This window comes from Polaromonas eurypsychrophila (assembly GCF_014641715.1).
Lineage (GTDB): Bacteria > Pseudomonadota > Gammaproteobacteria > Burkholderiales > Burkholderiaceae_C > Polaromonas > Polaromonas eurypsychrophila.
Window position 1 is genome coordinate 143,375 of the sequence record NZ_BMIG01000008.1, and the last position, 21,037, is coordinate 164,411.

The window sequence follows — 21,037 nt, forward strand, 5'->3', positions numbered from 1 at the left end:
CGCATTTGAAAGGTATCCCCCATGAAAAACTCTCTTCATCGCAGCTGTGCCAGTCTGGTTCTGTTCGTGACCCTGGCCGCCTCGGGCGCGGCTGTGCAGGCCCAGGACAAGGTCGTCTACCACATCGACAACGCCGAAATGCAGGCGACCAAGGGCCTGCGCAACATACGCAACCACCTGGACGTGGCCCCCGACACCAAAATCACCGTGGTCACCCACGCCGACGGCGTGGACTTCCTGATGGAAGGAGCCAAGGACAAGAAAAACCCGAACGTGGACTACTCCAGTCTGGTCAGCGCCCTCAAGGCCCGCGGCGTGCGTTTTGAAGTCTGTGAGATCACGCTCAAAAACCGCAGCCTGAAAAAAGAGCTGTTCACGCTGGACGCAGAGTTCACACCCTCGGGCGTCGTGCGCATTGGTCAGCTCCAGGTGCGTGAGGCGCACGGCTACATCAAACCCTGAACACGCGCTGCGGGCAGCACGAAGCCAGGGTGTCCGACACCTGAGACAATCGGAGTATGTTTGCACCCCTCCAAAACGACAATTTCCTGCGCGCCTGCCTGCGCCAGGCTACCGACTACACCCCCGTCTGGCTGATGCGCCAAGCCGGGCGTTACTTGCCCGAGTACCGCGCCAGCCGCGCCAAGGCCGGCAGCTTCATGGGCCTGGCGACCTCGCCCGACTACGCCACCGAAGTCACGCTGCAGCCGCTGGAGCGTTACCCGCTGGATGCCGCCATCCTGTTTTCCGACATCCTGACCGTGCCCGACGCGATGGGCCTGGGACTGTCGTTCGCGCTCGGCGAAGGTCCGCGTTTTGCCACGCCGGTGCGTGATGAGGCAGCGGTGGCCCAACTCGAAGTACCGGACATGGAGAAACTGCGTTATGTCTTCGACGCCGTCACCTCCATCCGCAAGGCACTGAACGGCCGGGTGCCGCTGATCGGCTTTTCCGGCAGTCCCTGGACCCTGGCCTGTTACATGGTCGAGGGCGCAGGATCAAGCGACTACCGCCTGGTCAAGACCATGCTGTACCAGCGCCCGGATTTGATGCACAAGATGCTGGCGATCAACGCCGATGCCGTCGCCGCCTACCTGAACGCCCAGATCGAGGCTGGCGCCCAGGCGGTGATGATTTTCGACAGCTGGGGCGGCGTGCTGGCTGACGCGGCCTTCCAGACCTTCAGCCTGGCCTACACCCAGCGCGTGCTCAACCAGCTCAAACGCACACATGACGGCGTCACGATCCCGCGCCTGGTCTTCACCAAGGGCGGTGGCCTGTGGCTGGAGCAGATGGCCCAGCTCGACTGTGAGGTGCTGGGCCTGGACTGGACGGTGAACCTGGGCCAGGCGCGTGCACGGGTCGGTGCCCGCATGGCGCTGCAGGGCAACCTGGACCCCAATGTGCTGTTTGCCCAGCCGGCGCAGATCGAGAAGGAAGTGGCGGCCGTGCTGGACAGCTTCGGTCAGCCACATGCCGACCTGTACAGCAGCGGCCCCACACACATCTTCAACCTCGGCCACGGCATCAGCCAGCACACCCCGCCAGAAAGCGTCGAAGTGCTGGTGCGCGCCGTACACGCGCACTCCCGCAGGATGCGCACCGGTACGCCGCATTAGGCGGTTTTTGCATCATCGGTAACACAAAATCAGGCCACGGAGGTCGGACTTATTCACAAAATTTGTGCTGCGGTGCCGCATGAATCCCACTTCCGGGGTGGTTGCGCTATCAAACCCATAGCGCCGCTAAGTACTTGATTTATATGACTTCTTTAAATTGCTTTTTTTTCGGGCAATTTAAGAAAAGCCTTGATTTACAAGGCCTGGGCAGGGGCCGTGCCAATCTATCAACAAAGTTATCCACAGAAACACTGGATCACCTTCAAAGTAGTTTGAAATCAAGCACTTACGGCGTCTTCCGAACATGTATCTCAGCACTTACGAATTTTTACGTCGGTATTAAGTTTCATCGCCCATGACCTATTGGCTCAGCATTGTGGTTGCGACGCCGGCCCACAGCAGTGTGGCCGGGGCACTGACCTATGCGAGCGAGTGGCCGCTCGCACCGGGCACGCTGGTGCGTGTGCCTTTGGGTAGACGCGAGGTGCTGGGCGTGGTCTGGGAGGTCTTGCCGGACAGCGGGGACCTGCTGCCAGCGCAAGCCCGCGCGGTGTTGGGCGCGCTGGACGGACTGGCGCCGCTGTCGGCCACCTGGCGCCGGCTGGTGGCATTTACCGCCAGTTATTACCAGCGCTCGATTGGGGAGGTCGCACTGGCCGCGCTGCCACCGCAGTTGCGCGCCTTGAGTACTGTACAGCTCGCGCGCCGGCTCAAACGCCCGGTGGCAGCCGCACCGGACACCCCGGACACTACTGATTTGATAGCACTGAGCCCAGAACAGGAAAGGGCTATAGCCGAATTTGATGCCGATACCCGGCCGGCCCTGCTGTTCGGCGCGACCGGCAGCGGGAAAACCGAGGTCTACCTGCGCGCCGCCGCCAGCGTGCTTGCGCAGGACGCCAGCGCCCAGGTGCTGGTGATGGTGCCGGAGATCAACTTGACGCCGCAACTGCAGGCGCGGTTCGAGGAGCGTTTTGCCCACCTCGGCAAGGCGCAGGTGGTGGCCCTGCACAGCGGCCTCACGCCGGCGCAGCGCCTCAAAAGCTGGCTGGCCGCCCACGCCGGCCAGGCCCGGCTGGTGCTGGGCACCCGCATGGCAATTTTTGCGTCCTTGCCGAACCTCCGCCTGATCGTTGTTGATGAGGAACACGACCCGAGCTACAAGCAGCAGGAGGGCGCGCGGTACTCGGCGCGCGACCTGGCGGTTTATCGCGCCATGCTGGAGAGCTCGACCAACAGCAGTAGCAGTATCGCGGCGCCCTCTTTTTCAGCCGGGGCCGCGGAACCGGCTCCGCCGGGCCGCAGGCGCAGCGCCCCCCCGGGGGGCAGCGAACCACACGAAGTGGGGAGCGTGGGGGCTATGTCCTGCCGTGTCCTGCTGGGCTCGGCCACACCTTCGCTCGAAAGCTGGCAGGCCACGGTGGCGGGACGCTACCAGCGCCTGACCATGAGCGAGCGTATTGGCGCAGCCGACCTGCACGGCAGCTTGCCCACGGTGCGGCTGGTCGACATGAACCATCAGCCAAAACACTGCACGATTGCGCCGCCACTGCTGGACGCCATCGCCCAGCGCATCGCGCGTGGCGAGCAGTCGCTGATCTTTCTGAACCGGCGTGGTTATGCGCCGGTGCTGGCCTGCCACGATTGCGGCTGGAAAAGCGAGTGTCCTCATTGCAGCGCCTTCCGCGTTTTCCACAAAATGGACCGCACCCTGCGCTGCCACCATTGCGGCTTCACCGAACGGGTGCCGCGCGCCTGCCCGGGCTGCGGCAACATCGACATCGCGCCGCTGGGCAAGGGCACGGAACGGCTGGAGGAACACATCGCCGAATTGCTGGTCGGGGTCACCCGGCCGGACGGCAGCCCGCTGCATAACTCGGTGAGAATTGCGCGCATCGACGCCGACACCACCCGGCTCAAGGGCGCACTCGAGTCACAGCTGGCCAGCGTACATGCCCGCGAGGTCGATGTTCTCGTCGGCACGCAGATGATTGCCAAGGGCCATGACTTTCGCCACATCACGCTGGTCGCCGCGATCAACCCGGACGGCGCGCTGTTTTCCAGCGACTTCCGCGCGCCCGAGCGGCTGTTCGGCCTCTTGATGCAGGCCGCAGGCCGCGCCGGGCGCGACGCCGAACGCGGCGAAGCCAGCGAGATGTGGGTGCAGACTTTCCACCCGCAACACCCGCTGTTTGGTGCTTTGAAAAAGCACGACTACCCGGCCTTTGCAGCCCAGGAACTCAAGGAGCGTGAAGCCGCCGGCATGTCGCCCTTCGGCTTTTCAGCACTGGTTCGGGCAGAAGCCAGGGAGCAGGCGGTGGCCCAGGGCTTCCTCAATGCCGCCGCCGAGACGGCGCAGGCGCAGCAACTGCCGGGCGCCGAAGCGGTCACGCCCTACCCGGCGGTGCCTATGACGATACAGCGCGTGGCCAACATCGAACGCGCGCAGATGCTGGTTGAAAGCTCGTCACGGGCGGCCCTGCAGCGTTTCCTCGCGGCCTGGCAGCCGCTGCTGCACCAGACCAGGCAAGAGGGCGACTTCAAGGGCCTGATCCGCTGGGCAATTGACGTGGATCCGCTGGCCATATGACCCCCACGGTCGCTCACGGCGTGTAGCTCCCTGCCCCCAGAGGGGGCCGCTGCGCCTGCGGACTGGCAGAGCCAGATCCGCGGCCCCTGCTTGAATTGAAGAGTTCTCTACCTGCCTGCTTTCATGTCAGAAGAGCCACCGCAGCTGAAAAACTGAAAAACGCCAGCACCGTGGACAGCAAAATAATGCGCGCTATCCGCCCGTTGTCCGCGCCAAATTTTTCGGCCAGTACCGACACATTGCTGGCACTCGGCAGTGCCGCCACCAGCACGATCACCGTCAGCGCAAAGGGCTCCAGCGACAGGCCGGCGTAGATCGCCAGCAGGCCGACCCCGCCCACCAACAGCGGGTGCAGCAACAACTTGATCAGCGCGACCGGCACATAGTCCTTCAGCGCAATGGTTTCCACGCTGTTCATCTGCGAGCGCGCCAGCACCGCACCGATGGTAAACAGCGCCACCGGAGACGCGGCATCGGCGAGCAGGGCGACGGTCTGCATCACGGGCGCTGGCAGGGCAAGCTGCAGGCCCGAGGAGACGGCGCCCAGCACGATGGCCCACGGCATGGGATTGAGCGCCACGCCCCTGAGTGCATTTTTGGCCGCCACTTCGGCGCCGTGGGCATCGGCCGAATCCAGCCGTGACAGCGCAATACACAGCGAACTGGTCACCAGCAGATCCACCACGATGGTCACAATCGCCGGACCGGCCGCCTGCGAACCCAGCAAGGCCACCAGCAGTGGCACACCCATGAATCCGGTGTTCGGGAAGGCCGCGACCAGCGCGCCGAAGGAGGCGTCGTTCCAGCCGATGCGTTTGTTGCGCGTCACGGCAATCGTGAGCGCCACCATGATCAGCGCGCACAGCAGGTAGACGGCGACCACGCCGCCGTCGAGCAACTGCGCCAGCGGCGTGTTGGCGCCAAAGCGGTACAACATGCAGGGCAGTGCGAAATACAGCACAAAGGTGTTGAGCCCCGGGATCGCCGCCTGCGGCAACAGGCCACGGCGTGCCGCCAGGTAGCCGCACAGGACCAGCGCGAAGAAAGGGAAGGTGATGAGAAGAATGCCTAGCACAAGGCCCTATTGTCGCCGGCAAAGTTGGCAGGCGGCCGACTGGCTATGATGCCCGCTGCCCGACTGTTTTCCTTCAGCGTCACCCCGCGCTGCCGCTCCGGGCTCACGTTTCCTCGTTTTCGCCTGCATGTCCTCACCTTCTCCCGAATCAGCCGCCGCCGGACTCAACCTCGCCCAGCAGGAAGCCGTCAACTACATGCACGGCCCCTGCCTGGTTCTGGCCGGCGCCGGCTCCGGCAAAACGCGGGTGATCACGCACAAGATAGGCCGGCTGATCAAGGCCGGACTGCCTGCGACGGAAATTGCCGCCATCACCTTCACCAACAAGGCCGCTGCCGAGATGCGCGAGCGGGCCAAAAAACTGATCGGCTCGCCCGCCCGGGGCGTGGTGATTTGCACATTTCACGCGCTGGGCGTGCGCATGTTGCGCCAGGACGGCGAGGCCCTGGGGCTGAAAAAGCAGTTCTCCATCCTGGACAGCGACGATGTGACCAGCATCCTCAAAGACGCCGGGGGCACCACCGATGCAGCCACAGCGCGCCAGTGGCAGTGGACCATCAGCGCCTGGAAGAACAGCGGGCTCAACGCGGCCCAGGCCGAAGTGCAGGCCAGTGGTGATGAAGATCGGCTGATCGCCCGCATCATGGCGCGGTATGAAGAGCGCCTGACGGCCTACCAGAGCGTGGACTTTGACGACCTGATTAGCCTGCCGCTCAAGCTGCTGCAGGAGCACGATGCGGTGCGGGACAAATGGCAGAAGGCCCTAGGCCATGTGCTGGTTGATGAATACCAGGACACCAACGCCACCCAGTACGAGGTGCTTAAGCTGCTGGTCGGCGCGCGCGGGCGCTTCACCGCCGTGGGCGACGATGATCAGTCCATCTATGGCTGGCGCGGCGCAACCCTGGACAACCTGAAAAGGCTGCCAGAGGATTACCCCACCCTGCGCGTCATCAAACTGGAGCAGAACTACCGCTCCACCAGCGCCATCCTGCGTGCAGCCAACAACGTGATTGCGCCGAATCCCAAACTGTTTCCGAAAACCCTGTTCAGCGAACTCGGCGAGGGCGAGCCGGTGCGCGTGGTGGACTGCGACAGCGAGGAGCACGAGGCCGAACGCGTGGTGGCGCGCATTCAGAGCCTGCGTGCCGGCGCCGAGCTCCAGGCGGCGGGCGAGCAGCACAAGGAGTGGAAAGACTTCTGCGTGCTGTACCGCGCCAACCATATGGCCAAACCGTTCGAGAAGGCGTTTCGCAAGGCGCAAATTCCGTACAAGGTTTCGGGCGGTCAGAGCTTTTTTGACCGCGCTGAAATCAAGGACCTGTGCTGCTGGCTGCGGCTGCTGGTCAACAACAATGACGACCCGGCCTTCATGCGCTCGGTCACCACGCCCAAACGCGGCATCGGCCACACCACGCTGGGGGCGCTGGGGGTGTTCGCGAGCAAGTACAAATTGAGTCTGTTTGAGTCGCTGTTCAGCAATTCGCTGGGTTCGGCCCTGCCGGCCAAGGCGGTGGCTTCGCTGCATGAGTTCGGCCGTTATGTGAACGAGCTGGAATACCGCGCCAGGCACACGGTCGGCGCCGAGGCTGCCCGCATCTTTTTGACCGACTGGCTCAAGGACATCGCTTACGAAAAACACCTGCACGACAGCGAAGAGAGCGAAAAACTCGCCGCAGCGCGCTGGACCAATGTGATGGATTTCTGTGACTGGATGGCGCAGCGTTGCGGCGGGCAGATCGACGACACCAGCGGCGCCGTCATCGCAGCGGAAACCAAAACCATGCTCGAAGTGGTGCAGACGATTGCGCTGCTGTCGACCATCAGTGAACGCGAGGGCGAGCAGAACGTGGTGACGCTGTCCACGCTGCATGCGGCCAAGGGCCTCGAGTGGCCGCATGTGGTGCTGGCCGGCTGCTGCGAAGGGCTGCTGCCTTTCAAGCTCGACGACGACGATGGCAGCGATGTGGCCAAGACCGAAAACATCGCACTGCGGCTTCAGGAAGAGCGCCGCCTGATGTATGTGGGCATCACGCGGGCGCAACGCACGCTGGCGGTGAACTGGCTGCGCCGGCGCAAGAAAGGCCGCGACACCGTGGCCGGCGTGCCCAGCCGCTTCATTGCCGAGATGGGCCTGGACCAAACCACGGTGAAGGAGGACCCACGCGAAAAAATCAAGGCGCTGCGGGCCGAATTCGCCAAACGCGCAGCCGACAGCGCCGAAGCCAACAACCTGGCCGAGGCCGCAAGAAGCGCCGGCTGACCCTGGAATCCCCATGAAACTTCACAACAGCCTCCGACTCGCTCTTTTTTTGATAGCTGTGAGCGCTTTCTGCATAAGGGTCGAAGCTCAGAATAATACGAAAAAGGCAGGCGCTGCGCGTGCATCTGGCACTTGTCTGACGGCAACACAGCTGTCCGCCCTACATATTTACGGCGAATGGCGTGTTCGCTTTAACCCGGCGCCCGCGGGCTTGCCTGCAACGGCCATCATGCGGCTGGAAAAACACGCGGAGTTCAGCGAGAGTGTGGCAGGCTCCGTCACTCGGGAACTGGGTGCTGCGAGAGTCGAGGGACATGCTCCCCGCGCGCAACTGGCGGGCGATCTGGAAAACGGGTTTCTCACCCTCGACGAATCTTCAAACGGCATCAGCATCACCGGCACCTGGAACGGTGAAATGGTTAAAGAATCATGCGGGAAAAAATTCATGGGCACATGGAAAGACACCAGCGACAACGCGCCGCCGGATACGCCGGACGTTCCCTTCACACTGGAAAAACTGCCGGGCTGGTAGCCGCAGCATGGGGCCTGCTCGGCGGGCTGATGTGGGCAGGCGGCGCTTCCCGGCATGGCGCCGTAGGCGCCGGACGGCAAACGCATCGGTTGCCGGGACAGCAAGTATTCCAAACTGTCGCGCTTCTGGGAGCTTCAGCGCGGCACCGACTGCGACACCTTCGGCATCCGGGGCTACCGCCCCATCAGTGTGGCGGGTGTGGTTTCAGACAGCATCAATAACAACCCGTCCTCACCCCGCGGCCGGCCACAACGTGACCACGCCCTTCACCTACGAGCGCTCGGAGGTCCGCCCGCAGTTGTCGGTACGTACCAAGGGTCGCCAAGGGCCTGCTGACGTCTGCCTCAGGCGACGATGCCGGCAGCGATTCGGTATGGGTCGGTTACACGCAGCAAAGCTACTGGCAGTTTTTCAACGACAGCATCTCGCGCCCGTTCCGGACCACCGATCATGAGCCCGAGGTGGTCTACATTTACCCGCACATGATCGACCTGCCGGGCGGCTGGAAATACCGCTTGGGCGGCCTGGGCCCGACCCACCAGTCGAATGGCCAGAGCCTGCCGCTGTCGCGCAGCTGGAACCGGGTCTACCTGGTGGGTGTGACCGAAAAAAATCTGGGCGACGATGCCAGCCTGACGCTGCAGGGGCGCATCTGGCAACGCCTGCGCGAGTCTTCCGGCAGTGACGACAATCCGGGCATTTCCGACTTCATTGGCCGGGCCGAGGTCACCCGGTTTCTGACAGATCAACAAGGTCCACGGCCTCGGCATGCGGTGCGCCATTCACTCAAGTCCGACGCACGCGGCTCGGTCAAGCTGGAATGGATGAAAGCCTCCACCGCCATCGCCGACAGCGCGGCCCTGCGCTACCACGTGCAGTTGTTCAGCGGCTACGGCGACAGCCTGGTCGACTACAACCGGCGCCGCAACGTGCTGAGCGTGGGCCCTAGCCTGGTGGACTGGTAGAGCGCCAGCGGCGAGGGGTAAAACGCATCAGGAATCCCATCCAGTCCTGTTCCACCCTCGGGCCATGGCAAAAGCCACGCTGGCTCGAGCCAGTTCAAGCGTGCTATCGATCAGCACCAGGCCGGATACGTCAGCGTATCGGCTGGCCATCGGAATCTCGGTGCATCCCATGATGAGCGTGGTGACACCGCACCGGACAAGATGCTGGCACGCCTGCGTGAGATGCTCCGCCCCGAGCTCTGTCCGCCCGGCCTTGACTTCACGAATACAGGCGTCCACCTGGATTTGCGCACCGTCGGACTCCGGGGTCATGAAGTCCATGCCACGCCCGACAAGTTCGCGCTGGTAAAAACCTGATGCCAGCGTGCCCCGCGTGGCGAAGATGGCCACGCGCGATCCAGCCGGCGAGGAAATCGCCGCAACGCACGACCTGGCGATGTGCAGTACAGGTGCCCTGCTGCTCCGGCTCATTTGATCAAACCAGTGGTGCGATGAGTTACAGGGAATGACGATGACGCCGACATCGGCGCGGTTGAGGGTGTCGATGCCCGCCAGCAACTGTGGCAGCGGGTCCCGGCCATGGCCGAGGATGGCACTGGACCGGTCGTGGACATGCGGCAGGCTGGCCACGATCACGGGCAAATGATCCTGATCGCGCGAAGCAGGCGTGAGTTTGACGAGCTTGTCCAGAAAGTCGACTGTCGCCAATGGACCCATTCCCCCAAATACACCGATGCGCGACATGGATGTCGCCTAGATTTTCAAGGGCCGAGGACAAATCAGCGACACCGCTGCGTTGTTGCCAATCACCAGAACAAGAGTTCGCAGCATGTCGCAGATCGGATCTACTGCGAGAAACAGAATGAATGCCGCTTCGAAGGGCAGTCCAAGGTAGCTGCAGGTCAGTCCCACCAGGGAAACTGTCAGCAACCCTGTCATGCCGGCAGAGGCAAAGCCGGCAAGTATGGACGCGGAAAGCACCACAGCCAGTTCGGTGATTCCCAGCGGCTTGCCGTAGAGTTGCGCCACAAACACGGTCGCGGCCACATAGTAGATGACAGGCCCGATACGCAGCAGGGAAACGCTCAATGGCACCATCAGTTCGACGCGCGAGCGTGCGAATCCGAGGCGATCGGCCAGGCTCTCAATCATGATCGGCATGCAGGTGGCGCTGCTTCGGGTGGCCAGCGCAAGGGCAAAAGGCCCGCGCAAAGCATCCAGCGTCTGGCCGAAGGTCGAGTTTGACCGCTTCCAGATGATGAGGGTGGCAATGACCAGCGCCAGCATCGACGCGACAAAAAATGCAAGAACGAACTGGGCCATGGCCTGGAGGGGGCCGAGGCCGGTCTTGGCCATCTGGGCCGCACTCATGCAGAAAAGAATGATGGGCAAGGGATAGTTCAGCCATCGCATCAGAGTTTGACACGAGTGGTAAATGGTTTCCAGCGACTGCGTCAGCCCGTCGGAAACGCGCGAGGGGACTTGTCCCACTGCAAACCCAAACAGCAGGGCAAAGACCAGCGCCTTCAAGGTATCGCCATTGGCCAGTGCCGCAAAAATATTGGAGGGAACCAAGCTGACCAGCACCTCTGTGAAATTGACGGATTTGACGGGTGCATCGACACCCTGCAGGCTCATGATCGTGTCACTGGAATTGAGATCGTTGCCGACAATCCTTCCGAAAGTCTGCATGGTTTCGGTCGACAGGTTTTCTCCCGGCTTCATCACCAGAAGGGTCAGCGCACCCAGCAATGCGACCACCACGGAAAACACGGCGAAAACGATGGCCACGCGCGCCATCAACCCACCGGCACCGCCTTCACGAAAAAGCCGCTGCAGGCTGAAGATCACTGCCGACACCATGAACGGCAAGGCAATCATCTTGAGCAGGTCCACATAGACGTCACCCACAAAACCGAGCCGGAGTCCCAAGGCCGGCATGTACATGCCAAGCAGGAAGCCCGCCGCCAAGCTGGCGATCACCACCCAGGGGTTGAGCGCAAACGCATAAAGTTTTTTCAGATTGATCATCACGGCACCTTGGTTGGTCGACTACTTGTCCAGCGCCTTCAGCACTTTGTCGATGGTCAATTTTTCCGAGCCCTCAGATAAAAACTGGTTGACGTAAGCCAGCAATGTCGGGTCCTGAATGCCAACGGCAATGCCCAGCGTATCTTCCAGATCCTTGAAGGTGACCGTTCGCAGCGTCAATGAGGCCGTGGGATCGCTCTTCAATATCCGCTTGATCTCGAATTCATCCCGATAGGCCGCCATGATCTGGCCCTTTTCAAGCGCCTTCAGTACGGCATCCCAGGTTGGAAATTCCCGGAGCTCGGACAGCGGAAAATTTTTGCTGGCATAGTCGGAAAAGGAGGACTTCGCGATCACGCCGATGGAACCCTTGAACTCACGCACGACGACGGGCAGGGGCCGGTCCCTGGCCAGTTCCGCGAACTTCACCCGGTTCAGGATGAAGGCATGATTAAGACGGATATACGGATCGGTGAAACTGATCATCTGCGCACGCGCCAGTGTCCGGGACAACTTGCTGATGCCCAGATCCGCCTCCTGCCTCGCCACGATATCGACCACCTCATTGAAGGTCCGCGCACTGCGGTCAAACCTCACCTTGACTTTGAGTTCCTTGGCAATTGCCTTGGCCAGGTCAACCTCCAGCCCAACCAGCTCCCCATTTTTCATGTAAAAGAAAGGGGGCGTATCCACGCCGAGCATGGCGACTACCAGCTCTCCCCGATTGACGATGCGGGCAATGCCGGGGGCCAAAAAGCGGCCGTCGGCGACCTTCACCAGCGTTGACGGCGGCACTGGCGCGTCTGTCGTTTTCGCTGCAACTGGCGCCGGTGGGCCAGCCGCCAGCGCCGGTACAAAGCACGCAGCCCAGACCAGCGCCAGGATAAAAATTTTCCACCCATTGCTCAAAGGGCGATGCAAATGCTGTTGCGCTTGCCTTTTGTACGACATCATCAAATCCTGATTCATGTTGCGGCGACACGTGCAGAAAGGGCATTTCCGAGGTGCAACCGGCATGCAGCAGTTGCAGCCAGAGGCATCGCACCAGGCGCAGGAGCCGGCACGACCCCAGGTTGGCAACAACACAACTCTCCTGCCGATTTCAGCACCGGGTAACAAAAGCATGCGGATCAGCAGAAGTCTCCGCAATCGACATGGGTCAGAACGACGGCAAAGTGTATTGTATTTGTTACTTTTCTGAAATTTCGGCACCGCGGCCAGCAGGAAAAGTACAAATCGGGGCCCGGCGCCGACATCCTGAGGCCACACAGTCAGCTTCAACAAGGTGGCACTCACCGACTGCGCATCGATGGCGGCGCTCTCGAGACTGTTTTTTGCCGTCACTTTTAGCGCGTCCGGCCAGGCGGCCTAGTTGCCCATCTTTTCGAGCCCAGTGAATTGGCGGCTCCGGTGCGCGCCGGGCACGTCGCCAAGCCTCCTTCGGAGACCAGCATGCGCCGGACGGCCTGCAGCCAGTCGATTTGACGTCGTCAGCCAGGAGCCCACCGTGTGATCCGCCAAGAAACGCAACCAGAACATGGGTGAATTCTGGCCGTGCTGGAGGGCGGTTTAACGGATTGACTATGCTCTGCTTTTGATAGCTGCAGAAGCCCATCAGACTCGGGCGGAAGTCCAATTTTATTTAAACTTCGTGGACGACCGCGAGAGACGGCCGGAAATTACAGCACAGCAAAAAGTACTCTCACCGACGGTATGAGGTCAACGAGCAAACCGTCGCCCCAATCAAAAAGCCCCTGAATCCGTTAAGAATCAAGGGCTTGGGCATCTGGTGGCCTGGGGCGGAATCGAAAAAACCGCCACAGACCAGATTAATCCTCAATCTCGCAACTGTCCATCTTCGCGAGGGTACACGCTGGGGTACACCAAACTGACTATCAGTTGGCGGGCAAACTTGGCTTCGAACCACCGACATACCCGACCAAGCTATCTGAATTAGGGCAGGTACCCGCGCAAGCCCCGAGGCAGCGACCGATTGTCTCTCCGATACAGAGGGCATTCGCATCATTCTCGCGTGCACCGGCCGGAACGCTTCGCCGAAAGACTTTTCCGCAGGAGATCTTCATCGCTGACGTGTAGCATGTGTACACCCCTTCGGCAAAGCGGATCGAATGCTCATGGATCTCATGGCCGCCCTCGACAGACTCGAACCATGCTTCGGCAGGCACGCACCGCTTCTCCCAGCACCCGGCGCCTTTGCAACCGCCACAGTCGCCCTCCCCGCATTCACACCCGAACGATTTCACATTGCGCAAAAATTAGGTCGGACTCGACCTTGATCCGCACCCGACGCGACGCATCGTTTTCGGCGAGCTGCCCAAGCGCTCTCTCCGCTTCAACGCTTAGATCAACCGTGTCCCAGTTCAGGCCGCTGCGTGATAGATGTGCCGGCGAAAGCAGGCCCGGGCACCAGTTGACGGAGCTGAAGGCCTTGATTGACTATGTCACACCTCATGCGCGAGCCTCAGCGCGTAGCGCATGCCGCTGCACGTCCAAGTGCTGCTTTCGGCAAAAGGAGCCATGACCCCTATCTCTTCACACTGCGGCTGCCTCGACCAAGTCAAGGTAGATTTTCTCGAAATATCACCTGGCTGCGCGTGCTCTCCACGCCGGCGAGTGGAGGTCGGCCTTCGCGTACGTTCACAAAAATGCGTACCGCACTGGCCAGTGCGGCCTGAGGGCTCTGTGTAATAACCGCGTCCATGCTGCCGTCGATGAGCAGCGCGCGCGTGTCAGGCGTGAGCCCGTGGCCGATCAGCACGACCTTCTGGTCGCGGCCCGCAGTCTTCAGCGCGCGCGCGACGCCATCAGAGGCACCTCCGATGTTGTAAATGCCAGCGAGGTTCGGGTGCTGCTTTAGCAAAGAGGCGGTCTGCGCGAAGTTCTGCTCAGAATCATCGTGCCCTTCGCGCAAGCCTACGACCTCGAGCTGGCCAAACAACTCGGCAAGCACGTGCAAGAAACCGGCTTCGCGCTCCTCGTGCGCGCGGTAACTTCGGCTGCCGGCAATCAGCGCGACCTTGGCTGTGCGCTGGCCAATGAAGCGTCCGATCAGGTAGCCAGCGGTGCGCCCTGCGGCGCGGTTATCAAGGCCGAGATAAGCAGTGCGCGGCGAGTTTGACAGGTCAGAGATCAGCGTGACCACTGGCACGCCAGCGGCCACGAGTTCTTGCACGGCCTCACGCACAGCGGGGTGCTCAAGCGCCATCAGCGCAATGCCGTCGGCACGCTTGCCGTGGCGACGCAATGCGGCAGCAAGCGCCTGCGGGTCGAAGCTGTCGATGAACTCGGTACGGCAGCGCACGTTGAATGGCGTCCAGTGCTCCTGTGAGTAACCAACCATGTCGCCCAGCATGCGGATAAAGCGGTTGTTGCCGGCTGGTAGCAGAAAGCTCAACTGCATGGGTCGCGGCACCACGGGAGCCGCCATCGCATGCAGAACCGGCAACTCTGCAAAGCCCAACTCCGCCGCCGCGCGCAGCACTCGCTGCTGCGTGCCGACGCGCACGCCGGCACGCTGATTCAGCACACGATCTACCGTGGCCGTGGATACACCGGCGAGCCGGGCAATGTCCGGGATACGGGGAGACTTGCCGGGTTCCATCAAATTACATCAAGTAATGAGGGTGGCAGCAGGAGATCATGGCGGATATTATCACTCGTGACTGGCGCCTCAAAGCATCAGATTCAATCAACAAATAGCCGCAACAAGCGGCAATACCGGAGACAAGGTGGGCTACGAGTTTGACTTCACTGCAGTGTTGCAGGCGTGGCCGCTTTTCCTGGCGGGCGCCTGGTTGACGGTGCAGCTCTCGTTTCCAGCCACGGTAGTCGGCTTCGGGCTCGGTACGCTGTTGGCCATGGGCCGGCGCAGCCCTGCGAATTGGCTGCGCAAGGCCTGCGGCGCCTATGTGGAGGTCATACGCAACACGCCGCTGCTGGTACAGGTGTTCCTGGTGTTCTTCGGTTTGGCCAGCCTGGGGTGGAAGGTGTCGGCCTTCGCCGCCGCGCTTGTGTCACTGATCATTAATGTGGCCGCCTATTCGTGCGAGATCATGCGGGCCGGGATGGACTCCATCCACAAAGGACAGATCGAGGCTGCTGAATGCCTAGGCCTCACGCGCCGGCAGGTGTACTGGCACGTCATCCTGCGGCCAGCAATGGAGAAAGTCTACCCAGCCCTGACCAGCCAGTTCGTGCTGCTGATGCTGGCCACGTCAATCACCTCTCAGATCTCGGTCGAAGAACTCACGGCCGCAGCTGCGCGCGTGCAGTCCGAAACGTTCCGACCGTTCGAGGCCTACATCCTGGTGGCAGGAGCCTATCTTCTTCTGTCGTTGCTGATGCGTATCGGGCTGTGGCTGTTCGGGCAAGTGGCCTTCACGCGCAGGCGTAAGCTGGGGGCGCCACGATGACCGGCGGTGGCCTGAGCTTCTTGCATGTGCAGTACCTGGCGATTGGCGCCCTGTGGACGGTTTGCCTTTCCCTGATCGCCTTCCTCGGCGGCGGTGTGGCTGGCGGCATCGTGGCACTTTGCCGCATCAGTCCAAACCCTCTGGTACGCTGGATCGCAATCGCCTGGATCCAGCTGATCCAGGGCACGCCCCTGCTGGTGGTGCTGTTCGTCTGCTACTTTGGCCTGTCGATCTTCGGGCTGGAACTACCGGCGCTGGTGGCCGCCGGCATCGCGATGGTGGTCTACGTCAGCGCATACCTGGGCGAGATCTGGCGCGGCTGCATTGAGGCCGTGCCGCGCACGCAGTGGGAGGCGGCCGAGTGCCTGGCCCTGTCGCGCGCCCAGCGCATGCGGCTGGTGATCCTGCCGCAGGCCGTGCGCATCGCAACACCGCCCACCGTCGGCTTCATGGTGCAAATCGTGAAGAACACGTCGCTGGCCTCCATTGTCGGCTTCGTGGAGCTGGTGCGCACAGGCCAAATGATCAATAACTCTATCTTCCTGCCGTTCCAGGTCTATCTGTTGATTGCGATCTTCTACTTTGCGCTGTGCTATCCGCTGTCGGTCTGGAGCCGCAGGCTGGAGCAACGGCTGCAATTCGACAACCGACCCTTTAGCGAAAGCCCAATTCTTCCATGAAACCTGTTGTCGAACTCAAGGACGTGCACAAGCGCTTCGGCAGCAACCAGGTGCTCAAGGGGGTGTCCTTTGCCATCCCCAAGGGTGAGGTGGTTGCGATCATCGGTAAAAGCGGCTCGGGCAAGAGCACGGCCTTGCGCTGCATTGATCGGCTGGAAATCATTGACAGCGGAACCATCCACGTTTGCGGCCATGCGGTGCACGACCCGGGCCTGGACATTCGCTCGCTGCGCAAGGATGTGGGCATCGTGTTCCAAAGCTATAACCTGTTCCCGCACCTGACGGTCGAGCAGAACGTGACGCTCGCGCTCAAGGCCGTGAAGGGCCAGCCCACAGGCCAGGCGCGCGTGATTGCCGAGCGCACGCTGCGCCAGGTGGGCCTGCTGGAAAAAGCCCAGGCTTACCCCGAACAACTCTCCGGCGGCCAGCAGCAGCGAGTGGCGATCGCTCGATCGTTGGCCATGGAGCCGCAGGTCATGCTGTTTGACGAGGTGACCTCGGCGCTTGACCCCCAGCTCACCGGCGAGGTGCTGCGCGTGATCGAGGCACTGGCTGAGGGCGGAATGACCATGGTGCTGGTCACGCACGAGATGGATTTTGCGGCGCGCCTGGCTGACACCGTGATCTACATGCATGAGGGCCGCGTCTGGGAGACCGGTCCCGGCAGCATGCTGCAGGCCCCACAAACGGCCGAGCTGCGCGAATTTTTGTCCCATTAACTTTGACCCACTAACCGGAGACCACCATGACCCTTCCTCGCATCCTTCGCCGCGGCTTGCTTGCGGCTGCAATTGGCACGCTGTGCCTGCCCGCCCTGGCCGACCTGGCCGAGATCAAATCGGCTGGAAAGCTGCGTGTAGGCATCGATTTCGGCGCGCCGTTCTACGGTTTCGTAGACGACAAAATGCAGCCGACGGGCTCGGACGTAGAGGCCGCACGGCTGATGGCGAAAGACTTGGGCATCCCGCTGGAGATTGTGAACACCACAAACTCGGCGCGCATTCCGAACCTGCTGTCGAACAAGGTCGACCTGATCATCTCGTCGCTGTCGATCACACCCGAGCGCCAAAAGGCGGTGGACTTCTCCATTCCTTATGGCGCCATCCAGGCGGCCGTTGGCGCTCCCAAGAGCCTGAAGATCGCCAGCATCGAAGATCTGGCAGGCAAGACCGTTGCGGTCACGCGAGGCGGGCCGCAGGACAAGCTGGTCAGCGAACGCGCGCCGCAGGCTAAGGTGGTGCGCTTCGACGACGAGGCTGCCTCCATCACGGCTGCAGCGACTGGACAGGCCGACATCGTTGCCATCACGCCGCCGATCATCTCGGCGATCGCCAAGCGCAACCCGGAGCGTCAATTCGAGGTGAAGTTCGTGCTGCAGTCCTACCAGCTGGGCGTGGCCATGCGCAAGAACCAGCCAGAACTTATGAACGCGGTGAACGGATGGATCAGGACCAACCTGGCCAACGGCAAGCTCAACGACATCCATGTGAAGTTTGCCGGCGTGCCGATCCCTGCAGAGATCGTCAACGGCGCCAAATAAGCACAAGGAAAAATTCATGAGCCGTCATTTCGGAGCCATCCGGCAGCTGGGCTACGTGGTCAACGACATTGAAGCCGCCATGGATTACTGGAGCCGCACGCTGGGCGTGGGGCCGTGGTTCTACAACCCGCGCGTTCCCATCGTCAACTACCAGTACCGCGGCGAGGCGCACCAGCCGCACAACTCGGTCGCGCTGGCTAACTCGGGCTACGTGCAGGTCGAGTTGATCCAGACGCGCAACGACGTACCGTCGATGTACCGCGATTTTCTGCAGGCTGGCCGCACGGGGCTGCAGCACGTGGCGTACTGGACCAGCGACTACGACGCCGACCTGGCAAGGCTCACAGCGGAGGGCTTCAAGTCCGTCATGAGCGGTGAGGTCGGCGAGCGCGGGCGCTTCGTGTACTTTGACACCGAGTTCCATCCAGGCACGGTGATCGAGTTGTCGGAGGTCGCGGGGCCGAAGGGCAAAATGTTCGACCTGATCCGTGAAGCCTCCGAGGGTTGGGACGGCATGACCGACCCTGTGCGACCGTTCCCGGACCTGGGCAAACTTTGATGAGCGACCGCATCCATGCGAGTTACCTGATCGAGACGCCGCTGGAGCCGGCCGCCGTGGCCGAGGTCATGGCCGGCGAGCAATCCTGCGGCACCTTCAAGCGCGTAGAAGGCGAGACTGACGCACTGCGCGCCCGCGCACGGGCAACGGTGGAGCGCATCGATGAACTGGAAAGCGCTGACGCACCCAGCCTGCCGAACGCGCTGCTGGAACGCCAACGCACGCTCGGTCCCTGGCGGCGGGCACGTGTACACCTGTCGTTCCCGGTTGCCAACATCGGTGCCAACCTGCCCACGCTGGCCGCGACCGTGGCCGGCAACCTGTACGACCTCGGCGAGAGCACCGGCATGCGGCTGGACACGATGTCCGTGCCGCTTGCCTATCGCCGCCGCTTCGAGCTGCCGCGCGTGGGCATCGCCGGCACGCGCGTGTCCACCGGCGTGGCGCACGGCGCCCTGGTCGGCACCATCATCAAACCCAACGTCGGTTTCTCCGCCGCGCAGACGGCTGAACTCGTGGCGCGCCTCTGCGCGGCCAGCGTCGACTTCATCAAGGACGACGAGGTCTGCGCCAACCCGGACCACGCACCACTGGCCGCGCGCGTGCCGGCCGTCATGGCCGTCGTGCGCGATCACCAGCAGCGCACCGGCAAACTGGTCATGGTGGCCTTCAACATCACCGACGAGGTGGACGCCATGCGGCGCCACGCCGATCTGGTGCAGCGCGAAGGCGGCAGTTGCGTCATGGCCAGCCTGAACTGGTGCGGCTTCTCTGCCATCCAGGCGCTGCGCAGGCACACGCCGCTGGCGCTGCACGGGCACCGCAACGGCTTTGGCGCACTGTCGCGCCATCCGCTGCTGGGTATCTCTTACCAGGCCTACCAGGTGATGTGGCGCCTGGCCGGCGTGGACCACATGCACGTGCACGGGCTCGCCGGCAAATTCGCCCAGGCAGACGCTGAAGTCATCAGCTCGGCGCACGACTGCTACGCGCCACTGGCTGAAGGGCTGGACGATGCAGTGATGCCCGCGTTTTCGTCAGGGCAATGGGCTGGCACCGTGGCACCGACCTGGGCCGCCGTAGGCCGCGACGACTTGCTGTTCATGTCGGGCGGAGGGATTCTGGCGCACCCAGGCGGTGCGGCTGCGGGCGTGGCCAGCATTCGGCAGGCCTGGGCCGCAGCACGGGACGGCGTGCCAGTGCATGAGGCTGCACGTCAGGCTCCCGAATTGGCTCAGGCCCTGGCATTCTTCGGCACGACGTGACAACTTCACCCGCCCTGCTCTGGTATGGCGACGACTTCACGGGCGCCACCGACACGCTGGGCACGGCCGCGCGCGCTGGCCTGCGCGCCCTGCTCTTCCTTCGGATGCCGACTGACGCCCAACTGATCGCGGCTGGCCCCCTGGACTGCGTGGGCCTGGCCGGCGCGGCTCGCTCAATGGGGCCTGACGCCATGCGCACCGAACTAGCACCCGTCGTGCCGCTGTTTCACAAACTTGGCGCCCGCGTGCTTCATTACAAGCTTTGCTCGACATTCGACAGCGCGCCGGACGTAGGCAGCGTCGGCCTGGCGCTGCAGATCCTCAGCGCAGCGCTTCCGGGTGCGCGCACCGCCATCGTCGGCGGACAGCCCGATCTTGGCCGTTACTGCGTGTTCGGAAACCTCTTCGCTCGCGCAGGAAGCGCCGGCGAAGTGCACCGCATCGACCGTCATCCCACTATGGCCCGCCACCCGGTTACGCCAATGGGCGAGGCCGACCTGCGCCGCCACTTGGCCCTGCAGGGGCTCGAGCGGCTTGCGCTGGTCCCCCTCACTACCCTGCGCGGCCCTCCCGAGGCGCTTCAGGCACGGTGGCAGGCGCTCGTCCAAACCGGACGAGACGCCGTATTGTTCGACGTGGCGGACAACACCGACCTCGAGCAAATCGGAGTGCTGCTTTGGCGTGAGGCTACCTGCGCGCCCCTCCTCGTAGCTGGCGCCAGTGGTGTGGTGCAGGCGCTGGCACCTTGCATCGCGCCCGCCCGGGTCGCCCGAACGTCAGCTCCTGTCATCCCGGCGTGCGGCCCCGTGTTGGTGCTGGCCGGCAGTCTATCGCCGGTCACTGCCGAGCAAGTGCGCAATGCGACTTCATTCGAAACCGTCTGGCTGAACCCAGAGGCGCTGATCACCACGCCTGACTACCTTGTTGACGGCGCCCAGCGCATTGCAGCGTTACTACGCGATGGCCGGCACGTGCTGGCTTGCACGGTTGCGCCGGGGCAGGTTGTGCAGCGATCAATCGATGCGCAGGCCCTGGCTCTGGCGGGAGGCGCCCTGCTGGCCCAGGTCTTGAACGCCGCGCCTCTGGCGCGCGTGGGCGTGGCCGGCGGAGACACCTCCAGCCATGCCGTCCAGGCGCTTGACGCCTGGGGGCTATCCTACCTGGAGGCGCTCGCGCCCGGTGTGTCGCTGTGCAGGTTGCACAGCGACAACCCGACACTGGACGGAACCGAAATTGCGCTGAAGGGCGGGCAGATGGGCACGCCCGATCTGTTTGAGCGACTGGTACACGGCACTGCCTGAATACACCGCATTATCTGCCGCCGCGCATTTTTTGGGCCTACCCGCAATAGTGGCTAGTTCCAATCTGTTGGTCAACCTGTCGCAGCGCCTAGCCGAGGCCATGGTGTATTCGCAAGCCGGTTTGCGCATTGCGCAACTCCCATTTTTTGTTGCACCATTCCCTATCCGTAAGCAATGGCATGAG

The 21,037-nt window shown here is 62.6% G+C and carries 18 protein-coding genes; 13 read left to right on the forward strand and 5 right to left on the reverse strand.

Annotated elements, in window-relative coordinates; genetic code table 11:
- Nucleotides 1-21: 21 nt before the first annotated feature.
- The 3 genes from IEX16_RS12505 (at nt 22) to priA (ending at nt 4,209) form a co-directional block, all read left to right on the forward strand.
- Nucleotides 22-462 (forward strand): DsrE family protein, encoded by a 441-nt coding sequence (locus IEX16_RS12505; RefSeq protein WP_188708816.1) that lies wholly within the window; start codon nt 22-24, stop codon nt 460-462.
- A gap of 56 nt (nt 463-518) precedes the next feature.
- Nucleotides 519-1,619 (forward strand): uroporphyrinogen decarboxylase, encoded by a 1,101-nt coding sequence (hemE, locus tag IEX16_RS12510; protein WP_188708817.1) that lies wholly within the window; start codon nt 519-521, stop codon nt 1,617-1,619.
- Nucleotides 1,620-1,974: 355 nt separating this feature from the next.
- Entirely contained in the window at nt 1,975-4,209 is a 2,235-nt protein-coding gene (priA, locus tag IEX16_RS12515) for a replication restart helicase PriA (protein ID WP_188708818.1), read from the forward strand.
- A gap of 121 nt (nt 4,210-4,330) precedes the next feature.
- Here priA and IEX16_RS12520 read toward each other — a convergent pair whose 3' ends face one another.
- A complete protein-coding gene (locus tag IEX16_RS12520; protein ID WP_188708819.1) occupies nt 4,331-5,284 on the reverse strand; it encodes an AEC family transporter in 954 nt (317 codons plus the stop codon).
- Between the two features lie 127 nt (nt 5,285-5,411).
- Here IEX16_RS12520 and IEX16_RS12525 point away from each other — a divergent pair, with 127 nt between their 5' ends.
- From IEX16_RS12525 to IEX16_RS20025, 3 genes are all read left to right on the forward strand, one after another.
- Complete coding sequence (locus IEX16_RS12525; protein WP_188708820.1) at nt 5,412-7,547, forward strand: ATP-dependent helicase; 2,136 nt, start codon at nt 5,412-5,414, stop codon at nt 7,545-7,547.
- 13 nt (nt 7,548-7,560) lie between these two features.
- On the forward strand, nt 7,561-8,079 hold the full coding sequence (locus IEX16_RS12530) for a hypothetical protein (RefSeq protein ID WP_188708821.1): 519 nt from the start codon (nt 7,561-7,563) through the stop codon (nt 8,077-8,079).
- Between the two features lie 422 nt (nt 8,080-8,501).
- The gene (locus tag IEX16_RS20025; protein WP_229676326.1) at nt 8,502-9,044 is read left to right on the forward strand and encodes a phospholipase A; all 543 of its coding nucleotides are present in this window, start codon (nt 8,502-8,504) and stop codon (nt 9,042-9,044) included.
- Nucleotides 9,045-9,071: 27 nt separating this feature from the next.
- Here IEX16_RS20025 and cuyB read toward each other — a convergent pair whose 3' ends face one another.
- The 4 genes from cuyB to IEX16_RS12555 form a co-directional block, all read right to left on the reverse strand.
- Complete coding sequence (gene cuyB, locus IEX16_RS12540; RefSeq protein WP_188708822.1) at nt 9,072-9,788, reverse strand: cysteate racemase; 717 nt, start codon at nt 9,786-9,788, stop codon at nt 9,072-9,074.
- A gap of 9 nt (nt 9,789-9,797) precedes the next feature.
- Complete coding sequence (locus IEX16_RS12545; protein WP_373288334.1) at nt 9,798-11,075, reverse strand: dicarboxylate/amino acid:cation symporter; 1,278 nt, start codon at nt 11,073-11,075, stop codon at nt 9,798-9,800.
- Nucleotides 11,076-11,096: 21 nt separating this feature from the next.
- Nucleotides 11,097-12,419, reverse strand: a complete 1,323-nt coding sequence (locus IEX16_RS12550) for an ABC transporter substrate-binding protein (RefSeq protein ID WP_229676322.1) — start codon at nt 12,417-12,419, stop codon at nt 11,097-11,099.
- A 1,234-nt stretch (nt 12,420-13,653) separates the two neighbouring features.
- Nucleotides 13,654-14,697, reverse strand: coding sequence for a LacI family DNA-binding transcriptional regulator (locus tag IEX16_RS12555; RefSeq protein ID WP_188708823.1), 1,044 nt, complete (start codon nt 14,695-14,697; stop codon nt 13,654-13,656).
- A 127-nt stretch (nt 14,698-14,824) separates the two neighbouring features.
- On the opposite strand from IEX16_RS12555, the gene IEX16_RS12560 reads away from it, so the two are divergent.
- Genes IEX16_RS12560 through IEX16_RS12590 form a run of 7 tightly spaced genes read left to right on the forward strand, consistent with a single transcriptional unit; the run spans nt 14,825 to nt 20,853 of the window.
- Nucleotides 14,825-15,508, forward strand: coding sequence for an amino acid ABC transporter permease (locus IEX16_RS12560; protein WP_188708824.1), 684 nt, complete (start codon nt 14,825-14,827; stop codon nt 15,506-15,508).
- Complete coding sequence (locus IEX16_RS12565) at nt 15,505-16,188, forward strand: amino acid ABC transporter permease (RefSeq protein WP_188708825.1); 684 nt, start codon at nt 15,505-15,507, stop codon at nt 16,186-16,188. The genes IEX16_RS12560 and IEX16_RS12565 overlap by 4 nt, the downstream gene beginning before the upstream one ends.
- Nucleotides 16,185-16,907 carry an amino acid ABC transporter ATP-binding protein gene (locus IEX16_RS12570; protein WP_188708826.1) on the forward strand — a complete coding sequence of 241 codons (723 nt, stop codon included), beginning with the start codon at nt 16,185-16,187 and terminating at the stop codon, nt 16,905-16,907. The genes IEX16_RS12565 and IEX16_RS12570 overlap by 4 nt, the downstream gene beginning before the upstream one ends.
- A 26-nt stretch (nt 16,908-16,933) precedes the next feature.
- Nucleotides 16,934-17,728 (forward strand): transporter substrate-binding domain-containing protein, encoded by a 795-nt coding sequence (locus IEX16_RS12575; protein WP_188708827.1) that lies wholly within the window; start codon nt 16,934-16,936, stop codon nt 17,726-17,728.
- 16 nt (nt 17,729-17,744) lie between these two features.
- On the forward strand, nt 17,745-18,287 hold the full coding sequence (locus IEX16_RS12580) for a VOC family protein (RefSeq protein WP_188708828.1): 543 nt from the start codon (nt 17,745-17,747) through the stop codon (nt 18,285-18,287).
- A complete protein-coding gene (locus IEX16_RS12585) occupies nt 18,287-19,552 on the forward strand; it encodes a ribulose-bisphosphate carboxylase large subunit family protein (protein ID WP_188708829.1) in 1,266 nt (421 codons plus the stop codon). The genes IEX16_RS12580 and IEX16_RS12585 overlap by 1 nt, the downstream gene beginning before the upstream one ends.
- Nucleotides 19,549-20,853 carry a four-carbon acid sugar kinase family protein gene (locus IEX16_RS12590; protein ID WP_188708830.1) on the forward strand — a complete coding sequence of 435 codons (1,305 nt, stop codon included), beginning with the start codon at nt 19,549-19,551 and terminating at the stop codon, nt 20,851-20,853. The genes IEX16_RS12585 and IEX16_RS12590 overlap by 4 nt, the downstream gene beginning before the upstream one ends.
- Nucleotides 20,854-21,037 lie beyond the last annotated feature (184 nt).

What these genes read in the sequence shown, in the direction of transcription:
- IEX16_RS12505 (WP_188708816.1), top strand. Translation starts at nt 22, where the DNA reads ATGAAAAACTCTCTTCATCGCAGCTGTGCCAGTCTGGTTCTGTTCGTG.
- hemE (WP_188708817.1), top strand. Translation starts at nt 519, where the DNA reads ATGTTTGCACCCCTCCAAAACGACAATTTCCTGCGCGCCTGCCTGCGC.
- priA (WP_188708818.1), top strand. Translation starts at nt 1,975, where the DNA reads ATGACCTATTGGCTCAGCATTGTGGTTGCGACGCCGGCCCACAGCAGT.
- IEX16_RS12525 (WP_188708820.1), top strand. Translation starts at nt 5,412, where the DNA reads ATGTCCTCACCTTCTCCCGAATCAGCCGCCGCCGGACTCAACCTCGCC.
- IEX16_RS12530 (WP_188708821.1), top strand. Translation starts at nt 7,561, where the DNA reads ATGAAACTTCACAACAGCCTCCGACTCGCTCTTTTTTTGATAGCTGTG.
- cuyB (WP_188708822.1), bottom strand. Translation starts at nt 9,788, where the DNA reads ATGTCGCGCATCGGTGTATTTGGGGGAATGGGTCCATTGGCGACAGTC.
- IEX16_RS12545 (WP_373288334.1), bottom strand. Translation starts at nt 11,075, where the DNA reads ATGATCAATCTGAAAAAACTTTATGCGTTTGCGCTCAACCCCTGGGTG.
- IEX16_RS12555 (WP_188708823.1), bottom strand. Translation starts at nt 14,697, where the DNA reads ATGGAACCCGGCAAGTCTCCCCGTATCCCGGACATTGCCCGGCTCGCC.
- IEX16_RS12565 (WP_188708825.1), top strand. Translation starts at nt 15,505, where the DNA reads ATGACCGGCGGTGGCCTGAGCTTCTTGCATGTGCAGTACCTGGCGATT.
- IEX16_RS12570 (WP_188708826.1), top strand. Translation starts at nt 16,185, where the DNA reads ATGAAACCTGTTGTCGAACTCAAGGACGTGCACAAGCGCTTCGGCAGC.
- IEX16_RS12575 (WP_188708827.1), top strand. Translation starts at nt 16,934, where the DNA reads ATGACCCTTCCTCGCATCCTTCGCCGCGGCTTGCTTGCGGCTGCAATT.
- IEX16_RS12580 (WP_188708828.1), top strand. Translation starts at nt 17,745, where the DNA reads ATGAGCCGTCATTTCGGAGCCATCCGGCAGCTGGGCTACGTGGTCAAC.
- IEX16_RS12585 (WP_188708829.1), top strand. Translation starts at nt 18,287, where the DNA reads ATGAGCGACCGCATCCATGCGAGTTACCTGATCGAGACGCCGCTGGAG.